This is a genomic window from Citrobacter sp. CtB7.12, assembly GCF_001297795.1.
GTDB lineage: Bacteria > Pseudomonadota > Gammaproteobacteria > Enterobacterales > Enterobacteriaceae > Citrobacter_A > Citrobacter_A amalonaticus.
Map to the genome: position 1 here is coordinate 1 of NZ_LIFT01000009.1, position 26568 is coordinate 26568.

The 26568-nt window shown below is 53.7% G+C and carries 21 protein-coding genes and 1 tRNA gene; 12 read left to right on the forward strand and 10 right to left on the reverse strand.

What is annotated here, in order from left to right; translation table 11 throughout:
* Positions 1-19 precede the first annotated feature (19 nt).
* Entirely contained in the window at positions 20-592 is a 573-nt protein-coding gene (locus AOY24_RS12770) for a DUF1349 domain-containing protein (protein WP_054176818.1), read from the forward strand.
* Positions 593-630: 38 nt separating this feature from the next.
* Positions 631-1863, forward strand: coding sequence for a multidrug efflux MFS transporter MdtM (locus AOY24_RS12775; protein ID WP_054176743.1), 1233 nt, complete (start codon positions 631-633; stop codon positions 1861-1863).
* 235 nt (positions 1864-2098) lie between these two features.
* Here the strand turns inward: AOY24_RS12775 and arsC are convergent, their stop codons facing one another.
* The 7 genes from arsC to actS form a co-directional block, all read right to left on the reverse strand.
* Positions 2099-2524 (reverse strand): glutaredoxin-dependent arsenate reductase, encoded by a 426-nt coding sequence (gene arsC / locus AOY24_RS12780; protein WP_042999397.1) that lies wholly within the window; start codon positions 2522-2524, stop codon positions 2099-2101.
* 12 nt (positions 2525-2536) lie between these two features.
* Positions 2537-3826 (reverse strand): arsenite efflux transporter membrane subunit ArsB, encoded by a 1290-nt coding sequence (gene arsB, locus AOY24_RS12785; protein WP_054176744.1) that lies wholly within the window; start codon positions 3824-3826, stop codon positions 2537-2539.
* Between the two features lie 47 nt (positions 3827-3873).
* Positions 3874-5625 carry an arsenite efflux transporter ATPase subunit ArsA gene (arsA, locus tag AOY24_RS12790; protein ID WP_054176745.1) on the reverse strand — a complete coding sequence of 584 codons (1752 nt, stop codon included), beginning with the start codon at positions 5623-5625 and terminating at the stop codon, positions 3874-3876.
* A gap of 17 nt (positions 5626-5642) precedes the next feature.
* On the reverse strand, positions 5643-6005 hold the full coding sequence (arsD, locus tag AOY24_RS12795) for an arsenite efflux transporter metallochaperone ArsD (RefSeq protein ID WP_054176746.1): 363 nt from the start codon (positions 6003-6005) through the stop codon (positions 5643-5645).
* Between the two features lie 47 nt (positions 6006-6052).
* Positions 6053-6406, reverse strand: coding sequence for an As(III)-sensing metalloregulatory transcriptional repressor ArsR (gene arsR / locus AOY24_RS12800; RefSeq protein WP_042999394.1), 354 nt, complete (start codon positions 6404-6406; stop codon positions 6053-6055).
* Positions 6407-6613: 207 nt separating this feature from the next.
* Positions 6614-6687: transfer RNA gene (locus tag AOY24_RS12805), tRNA-Gly, on the reverse strand.
* 79 nt (positions 6688-6766) lie between these two features.
* Entirely contained in the window at positions 6767-7504 is a 738-nt protein-coding gene (gene actS, locus AOY24_RS12810) for an amidase activator ActS (protein WP_054176747.1), read from the reverse strand.
* A gap of 321 nt (positions 7505-7825) precedes the next feature.
* Between actS and xdhA the strand changes: the two genes are divergently transcribed.
* Genes xdhA through xdhC form a run of 3 tightly spaced genes read left to right on the forward strand, consistent with a single transcriptional unit; the run spans position 7826 to position 11488 of the window.
* Positions 7826-10123 (forward strand): xanthine dehydrogenase molybdenum-binding subunit XdhA, encoded by a 2298-nt coding sequence (xdhA, locus tag AOY24_RS12815; protein WP_054176748.1) that lies wholly within the window; start codon positions 7826-7828, stop codon positions 10121-10123.
* 10 nt (positions 10124-10133) lie between these two features.
* Positions 10134-11012 (forward strand): xanthine dehydrogenase FAD-binding subunit XdhB, encoded by an 879-nt coding sequence (gene xdhB, locus AOY24_RS12820; protein WP_054176749.1) that lies wholly within the window; start codon positions 10134-10136, stop codon positions 11010-11012.
* Positions 11009-11488 (forward strand): xanthine dehydrogenase iron sulfur-binding subunit XdhC, encoded by a 480-nt coding sequence (xdhC, locus tag AOY24_RS12825; protein WP_042999389.1) that lies wholly within the window; start codon positions 11009-11011, stop codon positions 11486-11488. The genes xdhB and xdhC overlap by 4 nt, the downstream gene beginning before the upstream one ends.
* Positions 11489-11576: 88 nt before the next feature.
* On the opposite strand, the gene AOY24_RS12830 is transcribed toward xdhC, so the two are convergent.
* Complete coding sequence (locus AOY24_RS12830) at positions 11577-13355, reverse strand: sigma-54-dependent Fis family transcriptional regulator (RefSeq protein WP_042999388.1); 1779 nt, start codon at positions 13353-13355, stop codon at positions 11577-11579.
* Between the two features lie 467 nt (positions 13356-13822).
* On the opposite strand from AOY24_RS12830, the gene ygeW reads away from it, so the two are divergent.
* From ygeW to arcC, 5 genes are read left to right on the forward strand one after another with little or no spacing between them, the layout of a single operon-like run.
* Positions 13823-15010: a knotted carbamoyltransferase YgeW gene (ygeW, locus tag AOY24_RS12835; protein ID WP_042999387.1), complete on the forward strand. Its 1188-nt coding sequence runs from the start codon at positions 13823-13825 to the stop codon at positions 15008-15010.
* Between the two features lie 56 nt (positions 15011-15066).
* Positions 15067-16263: a diaminopropionate ammonia-lyase gene (dpaL, locus tag AOY24_RS12840; protein WP_054176750.1), complete on the forward strand. Its 1197-nt coding sequence runs from the start codon at positions 15067-15069 to the stop codon at positions 16261-16263.
* Between the two features lie 56 nt (positions 16264-16319).
* Complete coding sequence (locus AOY24_RS12845; protein WP_042999385.1) at positions 16320-17531, forward strand: YgeY family selenium metabolism-linked hydrolase; 1212 nt, start codon at positions 16320-16322, stop codon at positions 17529-17531.
* A gap of 48 nt (positions 17532-17579) precedes the next feature.
* Complete coding sequence (gene hydA / locus AOY24_RS12850) at positions 17580-18986, forward strand: dihydropyrimidinase (protein ID WP_054176751.1); 1407 nt, start codon at positions 17580-17582, stop codon at positions 18984-18986.
* A 13-nt stretch (positions 18987-18999) separates the two neighbouring features.
* Positions 19000-19932 (forward strand): carbamate kinase, encoded by a 933-nt coding sequence (gene arcC / locus AOY24_RS12855; RefSeq protein WP_042999383.1) that lies wholly within the window; start codon positions 19000-19002, stop codon positions 19930-19932.
* Positions 19933-20021: 89 nt separating this feature from the next.
* On the opposite strand, the gene yqeB is transcribed toward arcC, so the two are convergent.
* Both yqeB and yqeC read right to left on the reverse strand, forming a co-directional pair.
* The gene (yqeB, locus tag AOY24_RS12860) at positions 20022-21647 is read right to left on the reverse strand and encodes a selenium-dependent molybdenum cofactor biosynthesis protein YqeB (RefSeq protein ID WP_054176752.1); all 1626 of its coding nucleotides are present in this window, start codon (positions 21645-21647) and stop codon (positions 20022-20024) included.
* 48 nt (positions 21648-21695) lie between these two features.
* Complete coding sequence (yqeC, locus tag AOY24_RS12865) at positions 21696-22463, reverse strand: selenium cofactor biosynthesis protein YqeC (protein ID WP_044327190.1); 768 nt, start codon at positions 22461-22463, stop codon at positions 21696-21698.
* Positions 22464-22511: 48 nt separating this feature from the next.
* Here yqeC and mocA point away from each other — a divergent pair, with 48 nt between their 5' ends.
* Together mocA and ygfK are read left to right on the forward strand one after the other, a co-directional pair.
* Complete coding sequence (gene mocA / locus AOY24_RS12870) at positions 22512-23084, forward strand: molybdenum cofactor cytidylyltransferase (RefSeq protein ID WP_054176753.1); 573 nt, start codon at positions 22512-22514, stop codon at positions 23082-23084.
* 378 nt (positions 23085-23462) lie between these two features.
* Positions 23463-26567, forward strand: a complete 3105-nt coding sequence (gene ygfK / locus AOY24_RS12875) for a putative selenate reductase subunit YgfK (RefSeq protein ID WP_054176754.1) — start codon at positions 23463-23465, stop codon at positions 26565-26567.
* Position 26568 lies beyond the last annotated feature (1 nt).

Consider the following 26568-nt stretch of genomic DNA (forward strand, 5'->3'; position numbering starts at 1 on the left):
GGATGACAGGAGAATAATGATGAGTTGCAAGTTTGAATGGATCAATGAGCCCGCCATATGGCGCTACGAAAATAACGCCCTGTCGGTAATCACAGATGATCATACCGATTTCTGGCGTCGTACCTGGTACGGGTTTGAGCGTTTTACCGGTCACATCTACGCTACTGACGTAACAGGAGATTTTACTTTTCAGGTCAGGATCCGCGCAGACTTCACCACACTTTATGACCAGGCCGGAATTATGATGCTCTCTGACGAACAGCACTGGCTCAAAGCTGGCATCGAATTTAACGATGGAGCACCTGCAATCGGGAGTGTACTCACGCTGGGAAATTCCGACTGGGCTACAGGACTCTTTCCAGGGGATCCGAAGGAGTTCTGGCTGCGTCTGACCCGTAAGAAAGATGCGTTACGATTGCAGTACTCCTCAGATGGACAGCACTGGCCATTACTTCGCTTATGTCATTTTCCCATGGGCCCAGTAAGAACGGGCGTCATGTGTTGTACACCTCAGCGCCAGGGGTTGGAGGTAGAATTTCTTGATCTCAGACTGACTCCTGCGATGGATAAAGAACTGCACGATCTGAGTTGATTAAAATCAAGGGGTTATAAAAAACGGAGAACCCGTTTATGAAGCCATTTACGGGACGCCTTAACAGGTATGGCAGCGTTCTATTATTTCCACTGGCGATGGTCATCTACGATTTTTCAGCCTATCTGACCACGGATCTCATCCAGCCGGGCATCATCCACATCATCCGTGAGCTTCAGGCTGATATCACTCTCGCGCCTGCCTCTGTCAGTCTTTATATGGCCGGAGGTCTGGCGCTCCAGTGGCTCCTCGGTCCTCTCTCTGACCGGATTGGTCGCCGTCCCGTCCTGCTCACTGGTGCAATGATCTTTGCCCTGGCCTGTCTGGGCATGATGTTTGTCACCACGATCGAGCAATATTTTATTGCCCGTTTTATACAGGGAACCAGTATTTGCTTCATCTCCACCGTTGGTTATGTGTCAATACAGGAGGCCTTTGATGAAAAGGATTCCATCCGTATCATGGCTGCTCTGACCTCAATCGTATTGCTTGCGCCTGTCATCGGCCCACTGGCTGGAGCAGCTCTGATGTCCTTTATGCACTGGAAGCTGTTATTTGCGATCATCGGAGGGATGAGTCTGATGGCCTGGGTCATGTTGATGATTAAAATGCCGGAGACAGTCAAACGTCAGGGCCAGGGGTTTCATCCTGGAGATGTATTATCCGATTTTATCAGCGCCTTCAGACATCCGGTGGTACTGACGGGTGCCCTGGCCCTGTCATTCGGTAACCTGCCGATGATTACCTGGGTCGCGCTCTCTCCGGTGATCCTGATTGAGGATGGCGGGATGTCACCCGGTATGTATGCCTGGACTCAGGTACCTGTATTTGGCGGGGTGATTATTGCCAGCATCATCGTCGCGAATTTTATCAAAGACCCCACTTCACCGCGCTTTATCTGGCGTACCGTTCCAGTTCAGCTAAGCGGGCTGTGTACCCTTCTGCTTGGTAATCTGGGTTGGCCGCATGTCTGGTTATGGTCGGTGATGGGAATAAGTATTTATGCCCTCGGGACAGGAATGCTGTATCCCGTCCTGTTCCGTTTTGCGCTTTTTTCTCATTCCCTGCCTAAAGGCACCGTATCAGCAACCATTAACATTATTGCATTAAGTTTTATGGCGACCTCAGTAGAGCTGGCCCGCTGGTTCTATTTTCAGGCTGGTGGCAGGATAGCTTTCCATTTTCTGGCGATGGTGGCAGGAATTATCGTCATGATACTGGTTTTTCGTTTGTTAAAACTACGCCAGCAACATCTGAATCAGACCGTCTGAGAATATGAGTTACGGCTCTGCCAGCAAAATTGGCAGGCTAATGATGGGGCTACGGCCCCATGTCCTGCATGGTACAGGTCGCTTCGAAACCGAACCTCCGGATGGTTTCAAACATGGCCACAGGCTTGACACTGTTTTGCTGCAAATGAAACTTGGTGAAGGAATAGTGCTCTGCCAGAAGATTCGGGTCTTATGCTCTGAGGCAGGAATAAGGGAGCATCTGCCCCCTTCATCTTTATTTCAATCGCTTACCTGTTTCATCAACGACTTTCTCACCATCTTCCTTAGCGAAAGCCGCTTTCTGAGCATCTGGAAGGATATCCAGAACCACCTCGGAAGGACGACACAGTTTAGTTCCCAGTGGCGTCACCACAATCGGACGGTTAATCAGGATCGGATGCTGCAACATAAAGTCTATTATCTGGTTGTCAGTAAACTTATCTTCGGCAAGCCCCAGTTCTTCATAAGGCTCGACGTTTTTACGCAGCAAAGCCCGGACGGAAATGCCCATATCCGCAATGAGTTTGACCAGCTCATCGCGAGACGGTGGAGTTTCAAGGTAATGAATAACGGTCGGTTCATTACCGCTGTTGCGGATCATCTCAAGCGTGTTACGCGACGTACCGCAGGCCGGGTTGTGATATATGGTGATGTTGCTCATATCAGTATCTCATTACAAAGTGAAAGAGAGACGTAGCGCCAGCGCCGCCAGCGTTACAAACAGCACAGGCAGAGTCATAATAATCCCGGTGCGGAAATAGTATCCCCACGTGATGGTCATATTCTTCTGTGAAAGTACATGCAGCCAGAGCAGCGTTGCAAGGCTACCAATAGGTGTAATTTTCGGCCCCAGATCGCAGCCAATCACGTTAGCGTAGATCATCGCCTCTTTAATAACGCCGGTGGCAGTGCTTCCCTCGATAGAGAGCGCGCCAACCAGTACCGTAGGCATGTTGTTCATAATGGAAGACAGGATTGCTGTCAGGAAGCCAGTCCCCAGCGTCGCGACCCAGAGTCCTTTATCCGCCAGTACGTTCAGCACACCTGAAAGGTATTCGGTTAGTCCGGCGTTGCGCAGACCGTAGACCACCAGGTACATCCCCAGTGAGAAGATGACGATCTGCCATGGCGCACCGCGCAGCACTTTGCCGGTGTTAATGGCATGGCCTCGTTTCGCCACAGTAAACAGAATGACAGCGCCTACAGCAGCAATCGCGCTGACCGGGATACCCAACGGCTCAAGGACGAAAAAGCCAACCAGAAGAAGAATCAACACTATCCAGCCAGTTCTGAAGGTTGCCAGATCTTTAATCGCCTTTGTCGGTGCCTTAAGGAGAGCCCGATCGTAAGTCGGTGGAATATCTTTGCGGAAGAACAGATGCAGCATCACCAGCGTGGCAACAATGGCGGCAATATCCACCGGCACCATCACCGATGCATATTCAGTGAATCCCAGACCAAAGAAGTCCGCCGAGACGATATTCACCAGGTTCGACACGATAAGCGGCAGGCTGGCAGTATCGGCAATAAACCCGGCAGCCATGACGAATGCCAGCGTGGTGCCTTTGCTGAACCCTAATGCCAGCAGCATGGCGATGACTATCGGCGTCAGAATCAATGCCGCTCCATCGTTGGCAAACAGTGCCGCCACCGCCGCACCGAGCAGAACGATATACGTAAAGAGCAAACGGCCATGACCATTACCCCAACGTGAAACATGCAGTGCCGCCCATTCGAAAAAACCAGATTCATCGAGCAGCAGGCTGATAATAATTACGGCAATAAATGTTGCCGTCGCGTTCCAGACGATATTCCACACCACCGGAATATCGCTTACATGCACAACGCCAGAAATCAAAGCCAGTCCTGCGCCCAGCGTCGCGCTCCAGCCGATCCCTAAACCCTTAGGCTGCCAGATAACCAAAACAATGGTCAGGACAAAAATAACGCCTGCCAGTAACATACATCCTCCTGACAGGGCGACTTTGCCGCCCTGTAAATACAAAAAAATTAACTCATCAACTTTCTGAGCTTTTCAATACCGGCGGGCTCTGACGCCAATACCGGAACGAGCGCTATACGGTCAGCATGCTGATTCTTAACAGCCTCAATCTGAGGCAGTTCCTGCCGGGCGCGCTGGCAAAGCAACGGAGAACGCGTATCCGCAATGGAAAGGCTGTTATTGATAATCCAGCCCCACGGATGAATCCCCGCTCTTTCAAGGTCAGACTGCAGGTTTGCCGCTTCCAGCACCGGTGTGGTTTCAGGAAGCGTAACCAGCAGAACTTTGGTTCTATCCGGGTCCTGAAGCTGCATCATTGGGGTAGTAAAATGACCTTTACTCCCCTTTTTTTTGGCAATCTCTCGGTGGTAAGCCCCGGTCGCATCCAGCAGTAACAGCGTGTGTCCGGTAGGGGCGGTATCCATAACAACAAAGCGCTTACCCGCTTCACGAATCACGCGGGAGAAGGCCTGAAACACGGCAATTTCTTCAGTACAGGGAGAGCGTAAATCCTCTTCCAGTAGCCGTTTCCCTGCTTCGTCCAGATCTCTTCCCTTCGTCTCAAGAACATGCTGGCGATAGCGTTCGGTTTCATCGTGAGGGTTGATGCGGCTGACCTGCAGGTTTTTGAGGCTGCCGTTCAGCGTTGTACTCAGGTGCGCAGCAGGATCAGAGGTCGTGAGATGCACGTCAAATCCCATGTCTGCCAGCCTGACGGCGATGGCAGCAGCCATCGTGGTTTTCCCTACGCCACCTTTGCCCATCAGCATAATCAGGCCGTGTTCACTGCGAGCGATATCATCGACCAGGCCAGAGAGCGATAAGTTTTCAGGCGTGTACAGGACGTTCGTTACCGGGAGCGGTAATGCCTCAGAACGGGTATCCAGCAGTCCCTTCAATGCTGAAACACCAACCATATTGACTGGCTGTAGTAATAGGGTATCTGTCGGTAGCTCAGATAAACCGGCAGGAAGATTTGCCAGTGCCTCCTGCTCACGTTGCCATATCGCAGCGGCAAGGGCGTCATGTTCAGCTTCGGCTTTAGGCAGCACACCATTAATCACCAGATACTGGTTTTTCAGGCCAATTGCAGCCAGTTCTTCATGGGTGCGGGCGACTTCCTGCAGCGTAGATTTTTGCAGTCGTGCAACCAGAACCAGGCGGGTACGTTCAGGATCGGATAACGCCTCTACTGCATGAGCATACTGCTCACGCTGCTTTTCCAGACCGGCCATTGGGCCAAGACAGGAAGCACCATCCGGGTTGCTTTCAATAAAGCTACTCCAGGAACCGGGAAGCTGGAGAAGGCGAATCGTGTGGCCCGTCGGCGCTGTATCAAAAATAATGTGATCGAAGCGGGTCAGCAGGGAAGCGTCTGTCAATAAGCCGGTGAACTCATCAAACGCCGCAATCTCAGTGGTACAGGCTCCTGAAAGCTGCTCGCTGATACTGTTAACAACGTCATCAGGCAGAAGACCTTTGATAGGATCAACTATTCTGGCGCGGTATTGTTGGGCGGCTTCCTGCGGGTCGATCTCCAGAGCGGAAAGTCCAGGAACTGCTGCCACAGGGCGAATGGTGTTACCGATAGCCTGATTGAATACCTGACCGACATTGGAAGCCGGATCGGTACTGACCAGCAAAACCCGCTTCCCCTGTTCGGCAAGGCGGATTGCCGTCGCGCAGGAAATGGACGTTTTTCCTACACCTCCCTTACCGGTAAAAAACAGGTAAGGCGGGATATTCTGTAAGAATTTCATATGTCCTCCTGACATACTCAGCAACAGGAAGTTTTACCACCACAGCAGCTGGTGGGCGCTAACCCAACCTTCTCCAGCGGAATGCCTAACCAGCGAGCCAGCTCAGCGCGTTTTGGGTATCGCCCTGCCATCACCGTTTCGCCGTCCAACAGCAGTAGCGGAAGCCCTTCTGCTCCAGATGCTTCGAGGAATGCTTTCGCTTTCTCGTTCTGAACAAAGCTCATGGGCTGCTGCGCCAGGTTGTAACGTTCAACCTGTACGCCACGTCCTTTCAGCCACTGCACATCCGCAGAGAAATCAACCAGAACTTGATCAACATCTGAACCACAAACGCCGGTACTGCAGCACATCGCAGGATCAAACACGGTTAACGTTTTCATCTTTAACACCTCACATCCGTAAAAACATATATGTACAGGCAAATTTTTTAGATACAAACAGCCTTACCACTGCCAGAGCAGTTTGCTGATGCCAGCTTACGGGCGATGGCCTGTACGTCGTCCTGTTGGCTTAACCAGGCCTGCTCAATCACCTGAGCGGCCCAGGAAGGAATATGCGGGGATAAGCGATAATGAACCCATTTCCCCTGCTTACGATCCAGCAATAGACCACTTTCCCGAAGCATCGCCAGATGGCGGGAGATCTTGGGCTGTGACTGTTCCAGTGCCGTACAGAGATCGCACACGCACAGCTCTCCCATCTCCCTGAGCAGCAACACAATGCCCAAGCGGGTTTCATCGGAGAGGTTTTTGAAGAGTTGTAGAGATGATAATTGTGGCATAAGTCCCCCCGGCTATTGTTTCGCAATATCTCGCTGTAACCGTACAGTGTCAAATTATATTTGAATTTCCATATATGAATAAAGCAAGACTTCTCACTGACCCTGTGAGGGTTATACCGTCGGTTACAGTAAGGAACTCAGCAAGGAGGCTTTAAGCTATTTCCCTTTGGATTCAGTAAACTGGAGAGTTTTAAGTATGAAGTGTCATGGAGCGGGCGAAGGGAATCGAACCCTCGTATAGAGCTTGGGAAGCTCTCGTTCTACCATTGAACTACGCCCGCTTTGGAGTGCGTAAGGCATTATAAACCTTACGCTCTTGTTGGCAAGGGACAGACCAGCTGACTGGCGATTAATTCACCGTCAGCATTTCGGTTTGCTGCCCTGCGGCGGCAGGTAACGCAGCGGGTCGATGGCCGTCGCACGGTAGCGAATCTGGAAGTGCAACCGCACCGAGGCCGCATCAGTACTGCCCATCGTGGCGATTTTCTGTCCCGCCTTCACGCTTTGCCCGTTATTTACCAGCATCGTGTCGTTGTGAGCGTAGGCGGTAATGTAATCTTCACTGTGTTTGATCATAATGAGATTACCGTAGCCCCGCAGTTGGTTGCCCACGTAGACCACCTTCCCTGCCCCGGCGGCATAAACCGGCGTACCGCGGGCAGCGGAAATGTCGATCCCCTTATTCCCTCCATCCGCAGTGGAATAAGGCAGGATCACCTTACCGCTGGCAGGCCACTGCCAACAACGTTGCCCTACCGGTGGCCAGGACGATTGCGGCACGGAAGAAGACGGTCTCGCGGAGGCTGTTTTGGTAGACGACTTTTTAGTGGATTTCGATGAGGCCGTTTTCGAACCACTGAGCTTCAGCTTTTGCCCAACTTCAATGGTGTACGGCGGCGAAATGCCGTTCAGACGCGCAAGGTCTTTGACGCTGGTACCTGTCGTGCGTGAAATACGGTAAAGGGTATCTCCCCGTTTGACGGTATAAACGGCGCCAGAATCAGACGATTTGCTCCCCGAGCAGCCCACGACAAGCAATCCCGCACAAAGCAGCATGGCAATACCCAGGCTATTTTTCTTCAGGCGTCCTGCGCTCAAAACCGTTCCTCGCAATATTCACAGACGCCATATGATAACAGCCATAATCCGGATGCCAAATTTATTGAATCGGTTAGTCCCCTCATGGACCGCCTGATAAACGCTATCACCGCCACTTACCGTGTATCACAATGAGTTGATTAAACTCATAATGATACGCAAGGTGCTCATCGTCAAAGGTCGGATCCCTCTCCCGACAGACCATATTATTATCTCCGTCACACTTCCCTTTTCTCACGGCGCAACTTTGCGCTTCTGGCGTAATTCTTGCCTGATTTAACGGTTGTTCAGGAACCGAATTGTTAAATCAAGGGGACGTTTATGGATGCGCGGGAAGCAACCGCTACCGGAGAGTCATGCATGCGCGTGGATGCCATCGCTAAAGTGACCGGGCGGGCTCGATATACTGATGATTACATGATGGCGGGCATGTGTTATGCCAAGTACGTTCGCAGTCCGATTGCCCACGGTTACGCCACCTGCATCAACTGTGACGAGGCGAAAAGCCTGCCCGGTGTACTGGCCGTGTTTACCTGGGAAGATGTACCGGATATTCCCTTCGCCACGGCAGGGCACGCCTGGACGCTGGATGAGAACAAACGTGACACCGCCGACCGTTTTCTGTTGACCCGCCACGTACGCCATCATGGCGATGCGGTCGCGATTGTTGTGGCAAGGGACGCGTTAACCGCAGAAAAAGCGTCCTTACTGGTGAATGTGGAATGGGAAAAACTCCCGGTGATCACCACGCCAGAAGCGGCTCTGGCGGATGACGCAGTCCCTATTCACCCAGGCGGTAATTTGCTCAATCGCAGTGAAATGACCACCGGGAATGTCCAGCAGGCCATTGATGCCGCTGATTACCAACTCCAGGGACATTACCAGACGCCGGTGATTCAACATTGCCATATGGAAAGCGTCACTTCATTGGCCTGGATGGAAGATGACTCGCGAATCTCCATCGTCTCCAGCACGCAGATCCCACACATCGTACGCCGGGTCGTGGGGCAGGCATTGGGCATTCCGTGGTCATGCGTGCGGGTTATCAAACCTTACGTCGGCGGCGGATTTGGAAACAAGCAGGATGTGCTGGAAGAACCCATGGCCGCTTTCCTGACGCGCAAACTGGGCGGTATTCCAGTGAAAGTCTCTCTCAGCCGTGAAGAATGTTTTCTCGCTTCCCGTACCCGCCATGCGTTCACGATGGATGGACAGATAGGGCTCAATCGCGACGGCACGTTGCAAGGCTATCGTCTGGATGTTCTGTCAAATACTGGCGCTTACGCCTCACACGGGCACTCCATCGCCTCGGCGGGCGGCAACAAAGTTGCCTATCTCTATCCCCGTAGCGAATACGCTTACCGTTCCACCACCTGCTATACCAATCTTCCTTCCGCTGGCGCGATGCGCGGCTACGGCGCGCCGCAGGTGATCTTTGCCGTAGAATCGATGCTGGATGACGCCGCAACGGCGCTGGGTCTCGATCCGGTCGAGGTTCGGTTGCGCAATGCGGCCTGCGAAGGCGACACGAACCCGATTACCGGCAAACGCATCTACAGCGCGGGGCTCCCGGAATGTCTGCAAAAAGGCCGCGCGCTGTTTGAGTGGGACGCCCGTCGCGCTGAATGTCTGCACCAGCAAGGCAACATCCGCCGGGGCGTCGGCGTCGCCTGTTTTAGTTATACCTCCAACACCTGGCCGGTCGGCGTGGAGATCGCTGGTGCCCGTCTGCTGATGAATCAGGACGGAACGATCAACGTGCAGAGCGGAGCCACGGAAATCGGTCAGGGGGCGGATACCGTTTTCTCACAGATGGTGGCGGAAACTCTCGGCGTACCGGTCAGCGATGTGCACGTTATTTCCACCCAGGATACCGACATTACCCCCTTCGACCCTGGCGCCTTCGCCTCTCGCCAAAGCTATGTCACCGCACCGGCACTGCGCAAGGCAGCACTTCAACTGCGCGATAAGATCCTTCTTCACGCTGCCGACATGCTGCATCAGTCCGTCATGAGCCTGACGCTGACGGCAGGCCACATCGTCCTTATCGATCGCCCGGACTCACCGTTGCTGTCCTTAAAAGAGCTGGCGATGGATGCGTTTTATCATCCGGAGCGCGGCGGTCAGTTGTCTGCGGAATGCTCGGTGAAAACCACCACTAACCCACCGGCGTTTGGCTGCACGTTTGTCGATCTGAGCGTCGATATCGCCCTGTGCAAGGTCACCATCAACCGCATCCTCAATGTCCACGATTCCGGCCATATTCTGAACCCTCAACTGGCGGAAGGTCAGGTGCATGGCGGGATGGGAATGGGCATTGGCTGGTCGCTGTTTGAAGAGATGATCATCGATGGGGAAAGTGGTCTGGTGCGTAACCCGAATCTCCTTGATTACAAAATGCCGACCATGCCTGACCTGCCGCAACTGGAGAGCGCATTCGTTGAAACGCAGGAGCCGCAGTCGGCGTATGGACATAAATCCCTCGGCGAGCCGCCCATTATTCCTGTTGCTGCCGCCATTCGTAACGCAGTGAAAATGGCCACAGGCGTTGCAATTGATACGTTGCCACTGACGCCAAAACGGTTATATGCGGAGTTCCACCAGGCTGGCTTGATTTGAGGATATGATCATGTTTGACTTTGCTTCTTATCATCGCGCTTCAGACATTGCCGAGGCTGTCAGCCTGCTGGCGTGCTATCCGCAGGCGAAACTGCTCGCCGGCGGAACCGACGTACTGATCCAACTTCATCATCACAATGCGCGTTACCGTCATATCGTCGATATCCATGATCTGCCCGAATTACGAGGCATTACCCTGTCGAAGGAAGAAAGGCTGCGTATCGGTTCCGCCACCACCTTTAGCGAGATTATCGAGCATCCCGTCGCGCAACGACATCTGCCAGCCCTGTGTGCGGCAGCTACCTCCATCGCCGGACCGCAAATCCGTAATGTCGCGACCTACGGCGGGAATATCTGTAATGGTGCAACCAGTGCAGACTCGGCGACGCCAACGCTGATTTATGACGCCACGCTTGAGATCGCCTCGCCAAAAGGGGGGCGTTTTACCAGCATCAACGGTTTTCACACCGGCCCCGGAAAAGTCGCTCTTGAGCAAGATGAAATCCTTGTCGCCTTTCATTTCCCACCGCAGCCGAGAGCACATACCGGCAGCGCGCATTTTAAATATGCCATGCGCGATGCGATGGACATCTCGACCATTGGTTGTGCGGCACGATGCCAACTGGATAACGGCGGTTTTAAAGAACTTCGTCTGGCATTCGGCGTTGCGGCTCCGACGCCAGTTCGCTGTCAGCATGCGGAGAGCGCGGCGCAAAATGCGCCATTGACCCACCAGACGCTGGACGCGATCGCCGAATCCGTTCTGCAGGACGTCGCCCCGCGATCTTCCTGGCGGGCAAGTAAGGAATTTCGTCTGCATCTCATCCAGACGATGACCCGGAAAGTGGTTACTGAAGCCGTTGTCGCGGCGGGAGGAAAGCTGCAATGAATGACACTAACCGAATCACGCTGGAATGCGTCATTAATGATCACCCTTTTCAGCTCAGCATCATGCCGGGGATGCCGCTCTCTGAACTCCTGCGCGAACAAGGGTTGCTGAGCGTCAAACAGGGATGCTGTGTCGGTGAATGCGGAGCCTGTACGGTGCTGGTTGACGGTACGGCCATCGACAGTTGCCTGTACCTTGCCGCGTGGGCAGCCGGAAAACAGATCCGTACCCTGGAAGGTGAATCGGCTGGCAGTCAGCTCTCGCGTGTTCAGATGGCTTATGCGACATCCGGTGCCGTGCAGTGTGGTTTTTGCACGCCGGGTCTGATTATGGCGACCACCGCATTGCTGGCAAAACCGCGTGAAAAACCATTAACCATTTTGGAGATCCGTCGTGGTCTGGCGGGGAATTTGTGCCGTTGTACTGGCTATCAGATGATTGTCGATACCGTCCAGCGCTGCACTGAGCCTGAATAATTAACACCGCATCCTTCAGGTTGCCTCCGGGTCAGTAGCGTTCACACACTCGCCCCCTGATGCAACCTGAACGCGGTTATGCGTTGAGTTATGCGTTCAGCAGCTCGTACTTTTTAATTTTGCGATAAAGCGTGGCAATCCCAATGCCTAACTCATCCGCCACCTGTTTTTTGTTGGAGTGGCGAGATAGCGCTTCGCGAATCATCTGCTTTTCCATCTCTTCCAGCGCGGTTCCGCCGGTATCCTCAGACAGCAACTGCGCCGCATGAGCGACCGCTCCAACGGATTCCGGCGCTTTACCGTTGTTGATCAGATTTGGCGGTAAAAGCGTACTGTCGATCACCTCGCCTGAAGGGACCACGTTGACCAGATATTCCATCAGGTTGCTTAATTCTCGCAGATTTCCCGGCCACTGATGGTGTCTGAGCAGGGTCACTACATCCGGTGCAATCCCCGGATAGACCAGCCCTAAACGGCGAGTATGCAGATGCAGGAAATAGTGCACCAGTAGCTCAATATCGTCCTGTCGTTCACGTAGCGGGGGCAGAGTCAGTGGGATGACGTTCAGTCGATAGAACAGATCTTCGCGGAATTTGCCTTCGGCGATAAACTGCCCGAGGTTCTGATTGGTAGCTGAAATAATGCGGATGTCGACCTGAACCGGACTGCTCGCGCCAAGCGGCAACACTTCCCTCGCTTCAATCGCCCTGAGCAATTTAGCCTGTAGCATCAAGGGCATATCGCCAATTTCATCGAGAAACAGCGTTCCACTGTTTGCCGCCTGAATCAGGCCCGTTTTCCCATTGGCGGAGGCGCCGGTGAATGCGCCTTTAACATAGCCAAACAGTTCACTTTCCAGCAACTGTTCCGGTATCGCCGCGCAGTTGATGGCGATAAACGGTTTATTGCGTCGATCGCTGAGTTTGTGAATGGCGCGCGCGACCACCTCTTTTCCGGTGCCGCTCTCCCCCACAATCATGACGCTGGACGGACTGGGGGCAATACGGCCGATCAGCCGCTTAAGCTGGCGCATAACCCGGCATTCACCCACCAGTTGTTCAATATGCGGTTCATCGGTGGCAATCGATACAGAGGAACTGGTATGCGACTGATGGAAGGCCATCAGGAATAACTGCCGTCCCTGCACATGATGCAACTGACCAATGATCAGTTCACTTTTATCATCCCAGGAGACGATATGCTGCATATGCCCGTGCGTGAAATTACTTTCAAACGTTAATGGCCGAAACCTGACCGACTTTCCCACCATATTATTCTGCACCGCACCAAGAATTTTTAACGCGGTTTGATTCGCGAACTGTACGCGGTTGTCTTCATCAATGACCAATACACCTTGATCCATATTCTCGATCATTGTCGAAAATATTTTACTGATGTTGTCACTCCCACTCTGATCTTCGAGAAGTTTTGAAACAAAAATAGTGGATATATGGCGAACATAGTCTGAAAACTCGCGCAGGTTGTCATTGATATGTTCCTGCTGTTCATGCGTTACGGCAATCAAACTGATCACTCCTACACAGCGGTCCTGCAGAATGACGGGGGTTCCCAGAAAAGCCTTCTCGCGACAGTTATCTTTGCTATCGCAGCCTTCACAGAGCGGGTCAAAGCGGGAATGCGTCACAACCTTTTCTTTTTTACTTTCCAGCACATAGCGCAACAGTCTGGAGTTACCGCTCAACGGGCGTCCGAGGTATTTCCCGTAAGCGCCGGTTCCCGCGACGCGGCAGAGGTTATCATCGACGATCTCAACTTCGAGTTGCAAAACGCTGGCAAGCATTCTGGCGAAACGCTGAATGGTAGGTTGAATCTGCATCAAAATGGACTGCGTTGTTGCAAGCACCATAGTCTTACCTTCCGGAATCACTTAAATGATTGATCATTGAAGACATTGATGGTTCGTAGAATATAAGGATACTAACTCAGACAAAATTTGCTTTGATAAAAACACAGGCTCTTTATCATTTTATAATGAAAATATGCAAGAGAAATCACATTTCTATATCAATATGAGAATCAGCGCAGTGAGTTTATCAAACTGACGGTATTTACTCTTCATCCGGGTATTATTCTGTCAGTCAGTTCATTGACACATGGCGTTATTTATTAAGCCAAACGTTTTCGTATATTCATGACGAATTACAGATAGCTTTATTCTGTGATCAGTGCCACATATTGCCTGATGATTTCCTATTTATCCGCCGTCGGATTCATTTTGGCACGCTTATTGTTAGTCCCTGTTATATCGGTGATGCCGCTTGTCATTACCGCGAATAAGCCACCTTGCCGTCATTCCACTACCAGGACCTTACCATGAAAACTGTTAATGAGCTGATAAAGGATATCAATTCGCTGACCTCACACCTTCACGAGAAGGATTTTTTGCTTACGTGGGAACAGACGCCGGATGAACTGAAACAAGTCCTGGACGTCGCTGCTGCGCTGAAGATGCTGCGTGCCGAAAACATCGCGACCAAAGTCTTCAATAGTGGATTAGGGATTTCCGTTTTCCGCGATAACTCCACCCGTACCCGCTTTTCTTACGCGTCCGCCCTTAACCTGCTCGGCCTGGCTCAGCAGGATCTGGACGAAGGAAAATCACAAATCGCGCACGGCGAAACCGTCCGCGAAACGGCCAATATGATCTCCTTCTGCGCCGACGCCATTGGTATTCGCGACGACATGTATCTTGGTGCGGGCAACGCCTATATGCGTGAAGTCGGCGCCGCGCTGGATGACGGCTACAAACAGGGCGTGCTGCCGCAGCGTCCGGCGTTAGTTAACCTGCAATGCGATATCGACCATCCAACACAGGCGATGGCGGATTTGGCCTGGCTACGTGAACATTTTGGTTCGCTGGAAAACCTTAAGGGTAAAAAAATCGCCATGACCTGGGCCTACTCACCCAGCTACGGCAAACCCCTCTCTGTGCCACAAGGCATTATCGGTCTGATGACCCGCTTCGGTATGGACGTCACCCTGGCGCATCCGGAAGGATATGACCTGATCCCGGACGTGATTGAAGTGGCGAAAAACAATGCGAACGCGTCCGGCGGCAGCTTCCGCCAGGTCACCAGCATGGAAGAAGCCTTCAAAGATGCCGACATCGTCTATCCGAAATCATGGGCGCCTTACAAAGTGATGGAAGAACGTACCGAACTTCTGCGCGCTAACGATCACGCGGCCCTGAAAGAGCTGGAAAGACAGTGTCTTGAGCAAAACGCAAAGCATAAAAACTGGCACTGCACTGAAGAAATGATGCAACTCACCCGCGACGGCGAAGCGCTGTATATGCACTGCCTGCCCGCGGATATCAGCGGCGTCTCCTGCAAAGAAGGGGAAGTCACCGACGCCGTATTCGAAAAATACCGCATAGCAACGTACAAAGAAGCCAGTTGGAAGCCCTACATCATCGCCGCGATGATCCTCTCCCGCAAATATCCGAAGCCTGGCGTACTGCTGGAGCAGTTGTTGAAAGAAGCGCAACCACGCGTGAAATAACCCCCTGAGCCGACCTGCCGGTCGGCTCTCCTTTCCGGAGGCCAAAAGGATAGGATATGTCCGTTTTCTCACTGAAGATCGATATTGCCGATAACCGCTTTTACAACGGTGAAACATCGCCCCTTTTTTCGCAAAAACAGGCCAAAGTGGCTCGCCAGTTCCATCAAAAGATCGCGGGCTACCACCCAACGCCGCTCTGTGCGCTGGATGACCTCGCCCGACTGTTTGGCGTGAAGAAAATCCTCGTCAAAGATGAGTCAAAACGCTTTGGACTGAACGCGTTCAAGATGCTCGGCGGGGCTTTTGCCATCGCCTGCCTGTTGTGTGAGAAATATCATCTTGATATTGAGACGCTCTCTTTCGAACAGCTCAAAAACGCCATCGGCGAAAAAATGACGTTTGCCACTACCACCGACGGTAACCACGGTCGCGGTATTGCCTGGGCGGCACAACAGCTCGGACAACATGCGGTGATTTACATGCCGAAAGGCTCAGCGCAAGAACGCGTGGACGCCATTCTCAACCTCGGCGCGGAGTGCATTGTCACCGACATGAACTATGACGATACCGTTCGTCTGACCATGCAGCACGCCCAACAAAACGGCTGGGAAGTGGTGCAGGACACCGCCTGGGAAGGTTACACCAAAATCCCCACCTGGATTATGCAGGGCTACGCCACGCTGGCCGATGAGGCCGTTGAGCAAATGCGCGCCCTGGACGTCACACCGACCCACGTGCTGTTACAGGCTGGCGTTGGCGCCATGGCGGGCGGCGTGCTGGGCTATCTGGTCGACGTCTATGGCCCGCAAAACCTGCACAGCATTATCGTCGAACCGGACAAAGCGGACTGCATTTATCGTTCCGGCGTGAAAGGCGACATCGTCAACGTTGGGGGAGATATGGCAACCATCATGGCCGGTCTGGCCTGTGGTGAACCTAACCCGCTCGGCTGGGAAATTCTGCGCAACTGCGCCACCCAATTTATCTCCTGCCAGGACAGCGTCGCCGCGCTGGGCATGCGCGTGCTGGGTAATCCTTTTGGCAGCGACCCACGGGTGATCTCCGGCGAGTCCGGCGCCGTAGGGTTGGGCGTTCTGGCTGCTGTCCATCATCACCCACAGCGCCAGGCCCTGATGGACAAACTGGCGTTAGATAAAGATGCCGTTGTGCTGGTCATCAGTACCGAAGGCGATACCGATGTGAAGCACTACCGGGAAGTGGTCTGGGAAGGCAAACATCCGGTCGCACTGTAACCCCCTATTGGAAAACGCTCCCCAGGAGATTCGGGAGCGAACACTGGAGAAAAGTCATGGCTAAGCACATTCCTTTTAAACTGATTCTTGAAAAAGCAAACGACTACAAAGAAGACATGACGCGTTTCCTGCGCGACATGGTCGCCATTCCCAGCGAAAGCTGCGATGAAAAACGGGTTATCCATCGCATCAAACAAGAAATGGAGAAAGTCGGTTTCGATAAAGTCGAGATCGACCCGATGGGCAACATTCTGGGATACATCGGCCATGGCCCGCGCCTGGTCGCGATGGACGCGCATATCGATACGGTCGGTATCGGCAACATCAACAACTGGAATTTTGATCCCTATGAAGGGATGGAGACCGATGAACTGATCGGTGGACGCGGCACGTCTGACCAGGAAGGCGGCATGGCGTCCATGGTTTACGCCGGGAAGATCATTAAAGATCTCGGTCTGGAAGATGAGTACACGCTGCTGGTCACCGGCACGGTACAGGAAGAGGACTGCGATGGTCTGTGCTGGCAGTACATCATCGAGCAATCCGGTATCCGTCCGGAGTTTGTTGTCAGTACCGAGCCGACCGATTGCCAGGTTTATCGTGGACAGCGCGGGCGCATGGAAATACGCATTGATGTGCAGGGAGTCAGTTGTCACGGTTCCGCCCCGGAACGCGGCGATAACGCCATTTTTAAAATGGGACCAATCCTCAACGAGTTACAGGAATTGTCACAACATCTGGCTTATGACGAATTCCTCGGTAAAGGGACCTTAACCGTTTCCGAAATCTTCTTCACCTCGCCAAGCCGCTGCGCCGTGGCGGACAGTTGCGCCGTCTCCATCGACCGTCGTCTGACCTGGGGTGAAACCTGGGAAGGCGCGCTGGAAGAGATTCGCGCCCTGCCGGCTGTAAAAAAAGCCAATGCGGTGGTCTCGATGTACAACTATGACCGCCCTTCCTGGACCGGGCTGGTTTACCCGACCGAATGCTACTTCCCAACCTGGAAAGTGGAAGAAGATCACTTCACCGTCAAAGCGCTGGTCAATGCCTATGAAGGTCTGTTCGGCAAAGCACCGGTGGTCGACAAGTGGACGTTCTCCACCAACGGCGTATCGATTATGGGACGTCACGGTATTCCGGTGATCGGTTTTGGTCCGGGTAAAGAACCCGAAGCCCACGCGCCAAATGAAAAAACCTGGAAATCACATCTGGTGACCTGCGCCGCGATGTACGCTGCCATTCCACTGTCCTGGCTGGCAACGAAATAACGATCCATCTGTCTCCCCCGGTTTACCGGGGGATTTCTGGAGTGTGCTATGCGCGTATTGATTAAAAATGGCATTGTCGTTAACGCCGACGGACAGGCTAAACAGGACCTGCTGATTGAGAACGGTATCGTTCGTCAACGGGATGAGGAGATTACGCCGCCCCCTTCGTGTGAAGTGATTGATGCTGCGGGATGCTACGTTTTTCCCGGCGGCGTGGATGTACATACGCATTTCAATATCGACACCGGCCTCGCCCGTAGCTGTGATGATTTTTTTACCGGCACCCGCGCCGCGGCGTGTGGCGGTACAACAACCATTATTGACCATATGGGATTTGGCCCATCAGGCTGTCGCCTGCGCCATCAACTGGAAGTCTACCAGGGGTACGCCGCGCACAAAGCGGCGATCGACTACAGTTTCCATGGCGTCATTCAGCATGTCAATCATGCCATCCTCGACGAGATCCCGATGATGGTGGAAGAAGGCATCAGCAGCTTCAAGCTCTATCTGACCTACCAGTACAAACTCAACGATGATGAAACCTTGCAGGTGCTGCGCCGTTTGCACAAGTCCGGCGCGCTGACCACCGTCCACCCGGAAAACGACGCCGCCATCGCCAGTAAACGGGCCGAATTCATTGCCGCTGGCTTAACGTCGCCACGCTATCACGCCCTGAGCAGACCGCTGGAATGTGAAGCCGAAGCCATCGCCCGGATGATTAACCTTGCGCAGTTAGCGGGAAACGCGCCGTTGTATATCGTCCACCTGTCCAATGGCCTGGGACTGGACTATTTACGCCTGGCGAAAGCGAATCATCAGCCCGTGTGGATAGAGACCTGTCCGCAATATCTGCTGCTGGATGAACGCCGTTATGACGGGGAAGACGGCCTGAACTTCATTCTCAGCCCGCCGTTACGCAATGTACGCGAGCAGGACAAGCTCTGGTGCGGCATCAGTGACGGCGCCATTGACGTGGTGGCGACTGACCACTGCACCTTCTCAATGGCGCAGCGCCAGCAGATCTCAGGCGGCGATTTCAGCCGCTGCCCGAATGGTTTGCCCGGCGTGGAAAACCGCCTGCAACTGCTCTTTTCTGAAGGTGTGATGAGCGGGCGAATTACCCCTGAACGCTTTGTCGCGTTAACCAGCGCGACGCCTGCCAGGCTGTTCGGCGTATGGCCGCAGAAGGGGCAACTGGCACCTGGCGCTGATGGCGATGTGGTGATTATCGATCCCCGCCAGAGCCAGACGATCCATCATGCTCACCTGCACGATAACGCTGATTATTCGCCCTGGGAGGGGTTCCGCTGTCAGGGTGCGATTGTCAGAACGCTGTCGCGTGGCGAAACGATCTTCTGCGATGGCGTCTTTACAGGGAAAGCAGGCCGGGGCCGCTTCTTACGACGTAAGCCGTTTACCCCGCCCGGCGTGGGTGAAACAGATAACTGTGTATGATAAGTGAGGAAAAATGAGGAAGAAAATTGTTCTCGCGCTGGGTGGTAACGCGTTGGGTGAGGATCTGGCCGGACAGATGCAGGCCGTCAAAATCACCGCGCAGGCCATTGTGGATCTCATTGCGCAGGGTCATGAGGTTATCGTGACTCATGGTAACGGGCCGCAGGTGGGTATGATCAACCAGGCATTCGAAGCCGCGGCAAAAACAGAGGCGCACTCGCCAATGCTGCCGATGTCCGTCTGCGTGGCATTGAGCCAGGGCTATATCGGTTACGATCTGCAAAACGCGCTGCGCGAAGAATTGCTCTCACGCGGGATGCACAAACCTGTCGCCACACTGGTGACGCAGGTAGAAGTCGACGCCCACGATCCTGCGTTTCTGAACCCCACCAAACCCATCGGTTCATTCTTCACACAGCAGGAAGCGGAACAGCTGGAAAAACAAGGTTATACGCTTAGAGAAGATGCCGGACGTGGTTATCGTCGTGTCGTGGCCTCGCCTAAGCCGGTGGACATCATTGAGAAAGAAACCGTCAAGGCGCTGGTTGAGGCCGGACAGGTGGTTATTACCGTGGGCGGAGGCGGTATTCCGGTGATTCGCGAAGGCAACCATCTGCGGGGGGCCAGCGCGGTGATCGATAAGGACTGGGCCAGTGCCCGCCTGGCAGAGATGATCGACGCGGATATGCTCATCATCCTGACGGCGGTCGAAAAAGTGGCTATTAACTTCGGTAAAGAAAATGAGCAATGGCTGGATCGCCTGTCGTTGAGCGATGCGGAACGCTTTATCAGCGAAGGGCATTTCGCTAAAGGTTCTATGTTGCCGAAAGTGGAGGCCGCAGCGTCGTTCGCCCGCTCCCGTCCCGGTCGGGAAGCCCTGATCACGGTGCTCAGTAAAGCGAAAGAAGGGATTGAGGGAAAAACCGGAACGGTTATCTGCCAGTAATCTGATGCGTTTTATTCGCCGGGGCGCTTTGCGTACCCGGCCTGGCGCCTCCCGGGCCGGATAAACATAGCGCCATCTGGTCATTCGCATTACGCCACTTCAAGCACCTCATTCGTTGACTTCACCCCCTGATGCATCAGCATCATGAGCGCTTCCAGCACTCCGCCGCCTATCGCTCTCGCTTTATCAGAGACGCTGGTAAAATCCGCCGTCTCGCCGCGCGGGTCGATATCGCCGATTTTAAAACCGCCCACCACCGCCAGCCCGTCACTTAACAGGCCGCGCACCATCCCCGACAGCGGCGCCTTGATTTCGTTTTCGCCAATCCAGGCAATCACCTCGCCCTCTTCTACCAGATCGCCTAATTTCACTCTGGCGCGCATGATGCCTGCGGCGGGTGCACGAATCACCCGTCGTGCGGTATGCCCCATGATATTGCCGGGTATCCCGGTATTTTCCTGTGCACAACCGGCGTAAATCACCTGACCCAGCCAGTGTCCACGATTTGTTTCAATCACCGCATGGCAGTCTTCACCCGCAGTAAACCCAGGCCCCAACGCAATGGTCACAGGAGCCATATCTTTTCGCGTACCCAGATTTTGTTTTGCCAGAATCGCATCCACCACGCAGACGGGTTTCAGTGCGTCAATCAGCGAACCGGCAGGATCGACCAGAATCGGGATAAAACCACGCTCGGCTAACGCCGCCGCTTCTGCTGACGAGGTGGCCAGTCTTGCCGTCACGCCTTCCACGATCATTTCACCATCAAAGACGGCCTGCGCGAACGCAACGCTGCGGCGAATGACGGTCGGTTTCTCCACTTCCAGCATGATCACTTTGAAACCGGCATGGAACAATCGCAGCGCCACGCCGCTGGCGATATCTCCCGCGCCACGAATCACCACCCGCTGATGGCCGGACGGATGCGCAGTGCGCATCATCAGTCCACCGGGCGCATTATTTTTAACCTGTAAGATCTCCGCCAGCACGCTGACCGCAATCTCCTGCGGCGTTTCAGCACCAATGTTGTAACCCACCGGCGCATGCAGGCGGGCAATGTGCTCTTCACCGACGCCCTTCTCCCGTAACTGACGCATAAACAACTGCACTTTACGACGGCTTGCCAGCAAGCCCAGCCACGCGACGGGTTGCTCGATCAATTTGTCCAGCGCTTCCCGATCCTGATTGTTCGTCGCGATAAGCACAAAGTTGTCCGGACGGATCTCCAGCGCATCCACTGCCGCGGTAAAAGAATCGGCATGTAACAACTGTACCGAGGGAGGAAAAGCGTCCGGGTTAACGCTTTCGCGATAAACATCCGCTACGGCAATATCAAACCCTAACAGCGATGCCCCCTGGGCAATCGCCCGGTTGACATGCCCACCGCCGATTAACACCAGTCGCGGGCGCAGGCCGTGCACGCTAATAAAAACCGACATCGCGCCACCGCAGTCCGAGCCAACGGCATCGGCGCCGTTGCGGGCCATCCGGCCATGAAACATACGCGGCTTTCTTTCCTGTAACGCCAGCAGCGCTTCGTCGATCACCTTGCGCTCCACCATGCCTCCGCCGATAGTCCCGACGATAGACCCATCCTGATGTACCAGCATCTGTGCCGAATGGCGGGGCGTGGACCCCCGGCTATCGACAATCTGCGCCAACGCAAATGGGCGGTTTTGCTCTTCAAGTTTTGCAGCCTCTGTGAAAATATTCATACAGACCTCAATGGATATCTTTTCAGGAACCCGGTGTTCCCGGCGTCGCTATCTCACAAATCTGCGCGTGATTGCAGGCGTTTCCTGTGCATTCCCCAGCCAGATAGCCTGCACATCACCGTCTGACAACAGTTGGATGAGCTCGCGTTCATCAATGGCATTCTCAGATTGAGAAAAACGATTGAGAAACCAGACGCGTCGACTGGCTGGCGGGGCATTTTTGAATGCTCCCTGTGGATGCTGAACCAGGCGAACCAGCGCCTTCAGCGATAAGGGGGATCCCTCCGTCAGGCCTGTCATCCCGGCGAACGGCGACCAACGATGCACCTGCTCTGCCCCCACGCGTTTCCCCAGCAGGTGTCCACCCATCACGGCAATCACGCAGCAACTGCTTTCAGGTATGCAAGGTTCGTGCTCATCTGGCGCTTTAAGCGGCATTCCGCGTGCGCCGTCTGCCTCGACGAGAACCACGTCACATTCCGATCGTCTGGCTAAGGCATCGATGGCGTCGGGTGAGAAACCACGTGCTTTTCCCAATGGGGCTTTCCACGACCGAAAGCAGGTAATGATGGGTTGCATTAACACGTGATACGGCAACCCGGCAGGCTCCCGACAGAAAAGGGTCGGCCAGGAGTGGTCAGGCAGAAACATATGCGTCGTCGTGGTGATGAATACCCGTCGACCTGATAACTGAAAGAGATGAGCGAGCCAGAAAAGTGTACTGGTTTTCCCACCCGCACCGACAATTGAAATCACCGTTGGCCGTTTCTGTGCACCTAAATCAAAGAATAAAGAAGCATGCCCCGGTATACTCATAAGCCTCTCTGAAGTGACATAACATCTAATAGACATTATGGAATCGCCATGCCTGTCGTCGACTGTATAATTACTGCTGCTGGGTTATCATCCAGAATGGGAAAATGGAAAATGATGTTACCCTGGCACGCAGGAACAATTCTTGATGCAAGTATCAAAAACGCGCTGCAATTTTGTAACCGGGTGATATTAGTTTCCGGTTACCGCGCCACGGAGATACATAATCGCTATGCGAATCAGCCTAATATTATTATTACGTACAATCCGGATTATGCTCAGGGTTTATTTACGTCAATTAAGGTTGGCGCTGCCGCCGTGAACAGCGGGCACTGCTTCATCACGCACGGTGACATGCCTGAACTGAATAACGATATTTTCCGTAAAATCTGGGCGTTACGTAACGATAACGCACTTATCCCTTGCTATCATGGCCAGCCCGGCCATCCTGTATTACTTTCCAAAAAATGCCTGTTGCAGGCCATCTCACAACCGGATGTCAGCAATATGCGTCAGGCATTGCTGCGCGGAAAACATAATCTTATTGAAATAAACGATGCCCAAATCACTCTGGATATTGATACACCAGAGGATTTTATCAATGCGCAGAATCGACACCGATAAATAGGAAATACGGAGTTAAACGATTGCGTTCAAATATTTCCCGATTCATTTTTCACTTATCATAATGATAAGCGATCGCCATTTTTGAGAAAACAGAATGCGATGATGAAATACCTTATCGCCATACCTCTCCCGGCTGATTTTCATTCTCATTTAGCGTTTGTGAGATATTTCACAAAGCAGACTTAAGATTAGAAGCGCCTCACAAAATTATATTTTTATGGCTCTGCTTTGTGAGTAGTGGTGCGAATGTTGCTCTATTTCTCCAAACCGCCGGCTTTATCAGTCCCGGTCAACCAATGACATCTATGAACACGCGCACCTTCCGGTTGTCTTGCCACGACCTGAAGAAAGCCGAGTAAAGCTAAGGAGAGGGGTATGGGGGATATAATGCGTCCGATTCCGTTTGAGGAACTTTTGACGCGCCTATTTGATGAATATCAGCAGCAGCGCTCGATCTTTGGTATTCCTGAGCAGCAGTTCTATTCACCGGAAAAAGGCAAATCGATAAGCGTATTTGGTGAAACCTGTGCCACCCCCGTCGGCCCCGCCGCCGGCCCGCACACCCAGCTCGCACAAAATATCATCACCTCCTGGCTGACTGGCGGTCGGTTTATTGAACTCAAAACAGTGCAAATTCTCGATCGGCTCGAACTGGAAAAACCCTGTATTGATGCGGAAGATGAGTGCTTCAATACCGAATGGTCGACGGAATTTACCCTGCTGAAAGCATGGGATGAGTATCTTAAAGCCTGGTTCGCCCTGCATTTACTCGAGCAACTGCTGCAACCTTCAGGTAGCGAGACTGGTAAATCGTTCATTTTTAATATGAGCGTCGGCTATAACCTCGACGGCATCAAGCAACCGCCCATGCAGGCGTTCATCGACAACATGATGGACGCATCCGCGCACCCTAAATTTGTGCAGTACCGCGACACGCTACAGCGATGGCTGCATGATGAAACATTCCTCGCGCGCCACGGGTTGAACGCACATCGGGAACGTCTACAGGCGCTGCCGGGACGCATTCCCACAAAACTGGTGCAGGGTGTCACGCTGTCCACGATGCACGGCTGCCCACCGCACGAAATCGAAGCCATCTGCCGCTATATGCTGGAAGAAAAAGGGCTGAATACCTTTGTGAAGCTGAATCCGACGCTGCTGGGCTATTCACGCGTACGTGAAATTCTGGACAGCTGTGGCTTCGGTTATATCGGCTTAAAAGAAGAGTCATTTGAGCACGATCTGAAGCTCACCCAGGCGCTGGAAATGTTGCAGCGCCTGATGGCGCTGGCAAAAGAAAAGTCGCTGGGTTTTGGCGTAAAACTCACCAACACCCTGGGCACCGTCAATAACAAAGGTGCGCTTCCCGGCGAAGAGATGTATATGTCTGGCCGGGCGCTGTTCCCGCTCTCAATCAACGTGGCGGCCGTGCTTTCCCGGGCCTTCGACGGCCAATTGCCCATCTCCTATTCCGGCGGCGCCAGCCAGTTGACCATCCGCGATATCTTTGACACCGGCATTCGTCCGATCACCATGGCGACCGACCTGTTAAAGCCAGGCGGTTACCTCCGACTCAGCGCCTGTATGCGTGAGCTGGAGTCTTCAGATGCGTGGGGAATGGAACATGTCGATGTCGAACGACTGAATCGACTGGCGGAAGAGGCCGTCACGATGGCCTATACCCAAAAACACTGGAAACCTGAAGAGCGCATTGACGTGGCCGGCGGCTTGCCGCTGACCGACTGCTACGTCGCCCCGTGTATTACGGCCTGCGCCATCAAACAGGACATTCCGGAGTATATTCGCCTGCTGGGCGAGCAGCGTTATGCCGACGCGCTGGAACTGATTTATCAGCGAAACGCCCTCCCGGCAATCACCGGTCATATCTGCGATCATCAGTGTCAGTACAACTGTACCCGTCTGGACTATGACAGCGCTTTGAACATCCGTGAACTGAAAAAAGTGGCGCTGGAAAAGGGGTGGGATGAATACAAACAGCGCTGGCACAAACCCGCAGGCTCAGGCTCTCGTCATCCGGTTGCAGTCATCGGTGCGGGCCCGGCCGGGCTTGCGGCCGGTTACTTCCTTGCCCGGGCAGGACACCCGGTGACGCTATTTGAACGCGAAGCCAACGCGGGCGGCGTGGTGAAAAATATCATTCCTCAGTTCCGTATTCCGGCAGAACTCATCCAGCACGATATCGATTTTGTCGCCGATCACGGCGTGAAGTTCGAATATGGCTGTGCGCCAGATCTGACCGTACAGAGCCTGAAAGAAAAGGGGTTCCACTACGTTCTGATCGCAACCGGTACGGATAAAAACAGCGGCGTGAAGCTCGACGGCGATAACCCCAACATCTGGAAATCGCTTCCCTTCCTGCGTGAATACAATCAGGGAACTGCGTTGACGCTCGGTAAGCATGTGGCGATCGTCGGCGCGGGCAACACGGCGATGGACTGTGCCCGTGCGGCACTGCGCGTGCCGGGTGTGGAGAAAGTCACCGTGGTCTACCGCCGTTCGTTGCAGGAGATGCCCGCCTGGCGTGAAGAGTATGAAGAAGCCCTGCACGATGGGGTTGAGTTCCGCTTTCTCAACAACCCTGAACGTTTTGATGCGGATGGCACACTCACCCTGCGCGTCATGACGCTCGGAGAGCCGGATGAGAAAGGACGGCGCCGCCCGGTTGAAACCGACGAAACGCTGACGCTGTACATCGATAGTCTGATTACCGCCATTGGTGAACAGCAGGATACCGAAGCACTGAATGCAATGGGTGTTCCGCTTGACAGCAAAGGCTGGCCAGAGGTGAATCACAACGGCGAAACCCGCCTCACCGACGTGTTCATGATTGGCGACGTCCAGCGTGGTCCATCATCCATTGTTGCCGCCATCGGCTCTGCGCGTCGGGCCACGGATACCATCCTCTGGCGGGAAAATATCCGCTCCCACCATGGCGATAAACGCTGGAATAACGTCAGCCCCGCTGAAATCTATCAGCGTAAAGGCGAGATCGCGGTCGCGAAGGTCGATAAAGATGACCGTGACGCCTTTGTCGCCCAGGAAGCGGCCCGCTGCCTTGAATGCAACTATGTCTGCAGCAAATGCGTCGATGTCTGTCCGAACCGCGCCAATGTGTCAATTCCCGTGCCAGGATTCCAGAATCGCTTCCAGACGCTACATCTGGATGCTTACTGCAACGAATGCGGTAACTGCGCTCAATTCTGTCCGTGGCAGGGCAAGCCGTATAAAGACAAAGTCACGCTCTTTAGCCTGCCACAGGATTTCGACAACAGCAGTAACCCGGGTTTCCTGGTGGAAGACGATCGGGTCAGGGTCCGGCTGAATGACCAAAGCTGGGTATTAAACATCAGCCATGATGGGCAGTTCGCCAGCATCCCGCCGGAACTGGATGACATGTGCCGCGTCATTAGCTATGTCCACCAGCATCACCATTACCTGTTAGGCCGCGTGGAGGTGTAAT

Coding starts and splice junctions, on each gene's coding strand:
- AOY24_RS12770 (WP_054176818.1), top strand. CDS start 20: ATGAGTTGCAAGTTTGAATGGATCAATGAGCCCGCCATATGGCGCTAC.
- AOY24_RS12775 (WP_054176743.1), top strand. CDS start 631: ATGAAGCCATTTACGGGACGCCTTAACAGGTATGGCAGCGTTCTATTA.
- arsC (WP_042999397.1), bottom strand. CDS start 2,524: ATGAGCAACATCACCATATATCACAACCCGGCCTGCGGTACGTCGCGT.
- arsB (WP_054176744.1), bottom strand. CDS start 3,826: ATGTTACTGGCAGGCGTTATTTTTGTCCTGACCATTGTTTTGGTTATC.
- arsA (WP_054176745.1), bottom strand. CDS start 5,625: ATGAAATTCTTACAGAATATCCCGCCTTACCTGTTTTTTACCGGTAAG.
- arsD (WP_054176746.1), bottom strand. CDS start 6,005: ATGAAAACGTTAACCGTGTTTGATCCTGCGATGTGCTGCAGTACCGGC.
- arsR (WP_042999394.1), bottom strand. CDS start 6,406: ATGCCACAATTATCATCTCTACAACTCTTCAAAAACCTCTCCGATGAA.
- xdhA (WP_054176748.1), top strand. CDS start 7,826: ATGGATGCGCGGGAAGCAACCGCTACCGGAGAGTCATGCATGCGCGTG.
- xdhB (WP_054176749.1), top strand. CDS start 10,134: ATGTTTGACTTTGCTTCTTATCATCGCGCTTCAGACATTGCCGAGGCT.
- xdhC (WP_042999389.1), top strand. CDS start 11,009: ATGAATGACACTAACCGAATCACGCTGGAATGCGTCATTAATGATCAC.
- AOY24_RS12830 (WP_042999388.1), bottom strand. CDS start 13,355: ATGGTGCTTGCAACAACGCAGTCCATTTTGATGCAGATTCAACCTACC.
- ygeW (WP_042999387.1), top strand. CDS start 13,823: ATGAAAACTGTTAATGAGCTGATAAAGGATATCAATTCGCTGACCTCA.
- dpaL (WP_054176750.1), top strand. CDS start 15,067: ATGTCCGTTTTCTCACTGAAGATCGATATTGCCGATAACCGCTTTTAC.
- AOY24_RS12845 (WP_042999385.1), top strand. CDS start 16,320: ATGGCTAAGCACATTCCTTTTAAACTGATTCTTGAAAAAGCAAACGAC.
- hydA (WP_054176751.1), top strand. CDS start 17,580: ATGCGCGTATTGATTAAAAATGGCATTGTCGTTAACGCCGACGGACAG.
- arcC (WP_042999383.1), top strand. CDS start 19,000: ATGAGGAAGAAAATTGTTCTCGCGCTGGGTGGTAACGCGTTGGGTGAG.
- yqeB (WP_054176752.1), bottom strand. CDS start 21,647: ATGAATATTTTCACAGAGGCTGCAAAACTTGAAGAGCAAAACCGCCCA.
- yqeC (WP_044327190.1), bottom strand. CDS start 22,463: ATGAGTATACCGGGGCATGCTTCTTTATTCTTTGATTTAGGTGCACAG.
- mocA (WP_054176753.1), top strand. CDS start 22,512: ATGCCTGTCGTCGACTGTATAATTACTGCTGCTGGGTTATCATCCAGA.
- ygfK (WP_054176754.1), top strand. CDS start 23,463: ATGGGGGATATAATGCGTCCGATTCCGTTTGAGGAACTTTTGACGCGC.